General features: G+C 67.5%; 4 protein-coding genes and 1 pseudogene. 4 read left to right on the forward strand and 1 reads right to left on the reverse strand.

Annotation, left to right across the window (positions count from 1 at the left end; translation table 11 throughout):
* Positions 1 to 889: transposase (locus Psi01_RS41190; RefSeq protein ID WP_204069642.1), on the forward strand; the 889-nt coding region annotated here is incomplete at its 5' end.
* 383 nt (positions 890 to 1,272) lie between these two features.
* Positions 1,273 to 1,788, forward strand: coding sequence for a plasmid mobilization relaxosome protein MobC (gene mobC / locus Psi01_RS41195; RefSeq protein WP_204069643.1), 516 nt, complete (start codon positions 1,273 to 1,275; stop codon positions 1,786 to 1,788).
* Between the two features lie 24 nt (positions 1,789 to 1,812).
* Here mobC and Psi01_RS41200 read toward each other — a convergent pair whose 3' ends face one another.
* Complete coding sequence (locus Psi01_RS41200) at positions 1,813 to 2,970, reverse strand: pentapeptide repeat-containing protein (protein ID WP_204069644.1); 1,158 nt, start codon at positions 2,968 to 2,970, stop codon at positions 1,813 to 1,815.
* 358 nt (positions 2,971 to 3,328) lie between these two features.
* Here Psi01_RS41200 and Psi01_RS44675 point away from each other — a divergent pair.
* Both Psi01_RS44675 and Psi01_RS41210 read left to right on the forward strand, forming a co-directional pair.
* Positions 3,329 to 3,514, forward strand: a pseudogene (locus Psi01_RS44675) (helix-turn-helix domain-containing protein); the annotation flags it as partial.
* Positions 3,515 to 3,660: 146 nt separating this feature from the next.
* Entirely contained in the window at positions 3,661 to 4,527 is an 867-nt protein-coding gene (locus Psi01_RS41210) for a tetratricopeptide repeat protein (protein WP_239128417.1), read from the forward strand.
* The last annotated feature ends 299 nt before the right edge of the window (positions 4,528 to 4,826 follow it).

Raw genomic sequence — 4,826 nt, forward strand, 5'->3', positions numbered from 1 at the left:
TCAGGCGTTGGAGAAGACAGTCCACGCGCACCGGTCCTGCCTGCAGGAAGCCTTCGAAGCAGGCTCCGAGGGCGACGGTGAGAGCGGCGACGGGGCCGACCTCATCGAGCGCCCGAGGTTGCTGGACTCCTACGGCAATGAGCGGCCGCTGGTGGCGCGGATTCAGCAGCGATACGCCCAAGTGCAGGAATTGCGGGAGGGCGGCGCGTCGCTGAACGCGATCAGCCGCCAGCTCGGCCTGGCCTTTCGCACCGCCCGCAAGTTCGCCGCTGCCAACAGCGTGGAGGAGTTGCTGGCTCCGACCCTCAACCGCTCCAGCAAGCTGGATGCGTTCAAGCCCTACCTGACCCGGCGCTGGAACGAGGGCTACACCAACGCCGTTCCGCTTCATCAAGAACTGCGCGCCCAGGGCTGGAAAGGGAGCCTGCGCGCTGTCCAGGGCTGGCTGACTCCGCTGCGCGGACATCGACGAGTGCGGCCCGAACCCTGCCCGCCGCCCAGCCCCCGCCGCATCACCGGCTGGATCATGACCCGTCCCGACCACCTGGACGCCGCCGACCAGGTGCAGCTGAAACAGACCCTGATGCGCTGTCCCGACCTTGAGGCCGCCGCTGAACACGTCCGCGGCTTCGCCGCAATAATGACCGGCCGCAACGGTCACCTCCTCGACGACTGGATCGCCACGACCGCGGCGGGAAGCTCACCCCAGCTGGCCGCTTTCGCCACCGGCCTGCGCCGCGACCATGCCGCGGTGGTCGCCGGGCTGACCCTGCCCCACAGCAGCGGCGCGGTCGAGGGCATCGTCAACAAGATCAAATTCCTGAAGCGGCAGATGTTCGGACGCGCCAACTTCGACCTGCTCCGCATCCGCGTACTCCACTACCGCTGACTCCACATCACGCTCTGTCATCCGATCACCGAGAGTGGACCAGAGCCCAACAACCCGGCGCGCAACAGTTAATTCCGCGCGCAACAACCGTTCCGGCAAATGAATCAGATGTAACGGGAATTAACAACATCATTTGTCAACTGAAGTTGACATTTTCGCAGACAGGAGAGCCGCTTCGCGGAGCAAGTTAGTAGATAAGTCGGAGTTAACCACCGAATCGGGGGATTCGGTGGTTAACTCCGACTCATGATCCCGATCGGGGGCGATCGGGATGGGAGGACGGGGCGCGCGGCCGGTGAGGAGGGCAGGCGAGGGTGGTGGGACGACGCGGGCGGGGGCGAGTGCCCCGCGAGCACCGGGTCGGTCCGCTGCGGCTCAGTGCGATGGAGCTGGCGGTTTTGACGCTGGCGGCTGAGCGTAAGGGCATGGAGGTCGGTGCTTACGTCACCGAGGTGGCGCTGGCGGTAGCGCAGGAGGAACTGACCCCGGCGCCGGTGGATCGGCGCGCGCAGCTGGTGGAGTTCATCCAGGCACGGGTGACGTTGAACCGGATCGGTAACAACCTCAACCAGGCGGCACGCGCGTTGAACGGTGGGGCCGAGGCATCGGAGTTGGCGCAGGTGCTGGGGTTGGTGCAGCGGACGGTGCTGCGGGTGGAGGAGGCGGCTGCGACGATCGCTGGAGAATGGAATCCGCTTCGCAGATCCGCCTACCAGAAAAGGTCACGCTCTGGGGGAGCGTGCGGGCGCGGGCAGGTCGGTGTGCGGGTGCTTGGCGTCTCCTCGGTGCGGCCGTGGAGACGTGTGGTAACGATGGTGTTGGGCTGCTGCGGCCCAGTGACGCGGCGCCGCTTGGTGTATGCGGTGGAGACGTTGGCGGCTCGTTGCGGCGTTGAGTGAAGACGGCGAGGGTTTGGCCAGCCCTCAAAACCTCGTCTGGTTGTCCACTATCGCGATTTTTTTCAGTTCGGCGATTGGTGGCAAGCCTTGAGCATGACGCAAGTCCGCGCTGGATAAGTCCGCGCCATTCAGGGTCGCACCGCTTAGGAGCGCGCCGGTGAGGTTTGCGCTGGATAAGTCCGCGCCATCCAGGGTTGCACCGATCAGGGTCGCGTCGGTCAGGGTGGCACCGCTTAGGGACGCGCCGGTCAGGTCCGCGTTGGACAGGGTCACCTCGACCGCGGATGCGCCAGTCAGGTCTGCGTCGGATAAGTCCGCGCCGTTCAAGATCGCATTAGTCAGGATCGCATGGGTCAGGTCCGCGCTGGACAGGTCCGCGCTGGGCAGGGCCGCGTCGGTCAGATTCGCGCGGGACAGGATTACGCCAAACAGATGCGCTCGGGAAAGCTCAATGCCCTGGACGCGGATGCCCCGAAGATCTAGCCATCCGAGGTCGGGGTCGTCGGGTGCGTTTCTTTCCAGCACCGTCAGGGCCGCCTGGAGGTCAGGGGTCGGCTGGGCCGGCATCTTCTCCTGCGGTTCGGGGTCATGTTCGCGGACATAGGTGGCGAGCACAGCGGTGATGCTGTGTCGGTCGTCGGTGGAGTCTTTGGCGATGCGTTCGAGTGCGTAGATGGCGCCGATGCGCACATCGAGTGAGTTTTTGCTGAGCTGTTCGACGGCCTTGTTGTAGCGGTCGGTGATTTGTGCGTCCTGGGTTGCGGTCAGGGTCAGGCTGGTGAAGACCAAGCTACCTGCGGTGAAAGCCACGCCGAGGATCACGCCCCAGGTGTTGAGTGTCTGCAATCGCATGGCGCGCAGGGCGGCGAGCGCGTCGAAGCGCTCCTTGCCCTGCAGCCGGTCGGCATCGGCCTGAAGCACCTGCAGCGGTGGCACGGTCTTTGAGGAGAGGGCGCGCTTTGCCAGGCGGGTCAGGGCCGCTGTGGCCAGAGCCATCCCCATGATGGTGAGCACCACCAGCGGGACGTAAGCGGCGGAGTAGGGCGGTATGAGGTAACGCGGAAGCGCTTGTGTGATCAGCAGCCGCCAGTTTGGGGACGATGGATCGGTGTGCAGGTGAAGAATCGCGGTGGCGATGACCGCGATGATGGTGCTGCCGACGATCCAGACCAGAGCGCGCATGGTGCGTAATTGTTTCGGTCCCACGACTCATTGGAACTCGGTGCGGGTCGAGATGTCAGGACGGTGGCCGGATCTCGCCTCCTGGGCACGGGGGCGTGCCGGTGCCTGCTCGGGCGGAGGCCTATCGCGCGCGGGAGGCAGGTCGCTTTTGCCGGGTGGGTGAACCGTGCTGGCGGCGACACCGGGCACGGGGTGTGTCTACGGGGGCAACTGCGAGTCAGAAGGGTCGTAACATTTCCTGCGATCGTGATCGCCTGCGTCGCCGGTCCCCGGCCGGCGCAACAGAGCGGGGGCATGGCATGCGCCGAGAGCACCAGCATCGGTGCGGCAGCGCGGTCTGGCGACAGGAGAGGTGCCAGTGAGTAGCAGTGAGGCTCAGGCGATCGGTGCGCGCATTCGCAAGCTGCGCCAGGAGCGCGGCTGGCAGCAGCGCGAGCTGGCCGAGCCGGAGCTGCATACCAGCTACATCTCGCTGCTGGAGGCGGGCCGGCGCCAGGCCTCGCCGGAGGTGCTGGAACTGCTGGCGGCCAAGCTCGAGTGCTCGCTGCTGGAGCTCACCCACGGCATCACCCCCACCCAGGTGCATGACGTCGAAGCCGCCTTGCTGGGCGCGCAGCTGCTGCGCTCGGGTGGGCGCTGGCCGCCGAGGCCGACGGCGACCTGGAAGCGGCGATTGCCGCCTTGGTGCGGATGGTGCCGCCGGCGACCTGGAGCCGGCTGGATGAGCATGACGTCGACGCCGCGGTGGCGCTGGCCCGCTGCTTCATGCGCTGCGGTGATTTCGGTCAGGCGGTGCAGGTGGCCGAGGCCGTGGTGGACGGGCCGACGCCGCCGGTGTGGAGCGAGCGTTTCATCGCGCTCGGGGCGATGTTGCTGAGCGTGTATCGCGAGCGCGGCGATCTCCTGCGGGCCCGTATATGGGGTGCGCAGCTGCAGCAGGCCGCCGAACGGGTCGGCACCGCGAGCGCGCAGATGACGGCGTTGCGGGCGCGGGCGCTGCTGGCGGTGGAAGAAGGCCGCGAGGCGGAGGCGGTGGGTCTGGCCGAACAGGCTCTGGCGTTGTGTCCGGCGGAGGCGGGGGTGGCGGTGCGGGTCTGGGCGGTGATGGCCTGGGCGGAGGTGGTGCTGGCGGTGTGGCCGACCCGCGCCTCCCAGTGCCAGGCCCGCCTGCTGAGCCTGCAGCAGGACATGCGCGGTGTGGATGCTCAGGGCCAGCAGGCCGAGCTGGCGTGCCTGCTGGCCCGGGCCGAGCTGCTCGGCGGCCGCGTGGAGCAGGCCGCGAAGCATCTGCAGGCCATCGCCGCCCGGGCTGAGACGCTGCCGCCGCTGCTGCGCCTGGGCTATCACCTGCTGGCCGGGCAGGTGATAGCCGCGCTGGAGCAGCCCGAGTCGGCCCGGCGCGTGATCGACCAGGTCCGCCAGCAGCTGGAGGGGGAGCCGGCCACCCGCCACAGCTCCCAGGGCTGGCGTCTGGCCGCCCAGGTTTTGGCCGAGCTCGGCCAGGTCGATGACAGCGTGGCGGCCTACCAGCGGGCCCTGGAGCGTACGGGGCTGTAGGGGGCGGCTGACAGCTGCTGTGTGCCGGCTGGTCCCGGGGCGCTGGCTCGGCGGTGAGGACGTCGGTTGCCGGATCCGTGGCTGAGCCGGTGCGGTGTTCTCCGCTTTGGCAGGGTCGATCTTTGGGTCGACCTTTCAGTTGCAAGCAAGATCCAAGTTGGCGTCGGGATGCTGGCCGCATGCGCATAGGCAAGATTTTTTCCATGGCAGCGGTGTCTGCGCTAGCTACCGTTTTGAGTGCTCCGGCGGCGGTAGCTGACAGCTCGCCGACACCGCGCCCCACGGTCACTCCCACGCCC

The organism is Paraplanobispora siamensis (genome assembly GCF_016863175.1).
GTDB lineage: Bacteria > Actinomycetota > Actinomycetes > Streptosporangiales > Streptosporangiaceae > Planobispora > Planobispora siamensis.

Coding starts and splice junctions, on each gene's coding strand:
- Psi01_RS41200 (WP_204069644.1), bottom strand. CDS start 2,970: ATGCGCGCTCTGGTCTGGATCGTCGGCAGCACCATCATCGCGGTCATC.
- Psi01_RS41210 (WP_239128417.1), top strand. CDS start 3,661: ATGGTGCCGCCGGCGACCTGGAGCCGGCTGGATGAGCATGACGTCGAC.
- mobC (WP_204069643.1), top strand. CDS start 1,273: ATGGAGCTGGCGGTTTTGACGCTGGCGGCTGAGCGTAAGGGCATGGAG.